Here is a 357-nt window from a genome sequence, read left to right on the forward strand (position 1 = left end):
CCTGCGCTGGGAGCGGTGTTGTTCGCGCCGTTTGCCGGGCGTTTGATTGATCGGTTTGGTGCTTATCCATGTACTTTTGTTGCTTTGTTTTTGTACGGTGCACTGGGCGTTTCCGGGCAATGGTTGTCTGGGCCTATAGCGGTATACAGCAACCGGATCGCACTGGGGGCGATGACCACGGTGGTGATGGCTGGCAGTACGACACTGATTTCACAGTTTTACGTTGGGCATGAGCGCTTGAAAATGATTGCCCGGCAAGGCATGGCGGTGGAGGCAGGAGGTGTGATTTTACTGTTTATTGGTGGCTTGCTGGCGGTTCAGTCCTGGGAATTACCCTTCTTTATCTATCTGGTTGCC

Annotated in this window: 1 protein-coding gene; it reads left to right on the forward strand. The window is 53.5% G+C overall.

Going from position 1 to position 357, the window contains the following annotated elements:
• Nucleotides 1-357, forward strand: a 357-nt coding sequence (locus Q4563_RS17365; RefSeq protein WP_303605389.1) for an MFS transporter, incomplete at both ends; no start/stop codon positions are given.

The sequence above is a fragment of the Gilvimarinus sp. 1_MG-2023 genome (assembly GCF_030548285.1).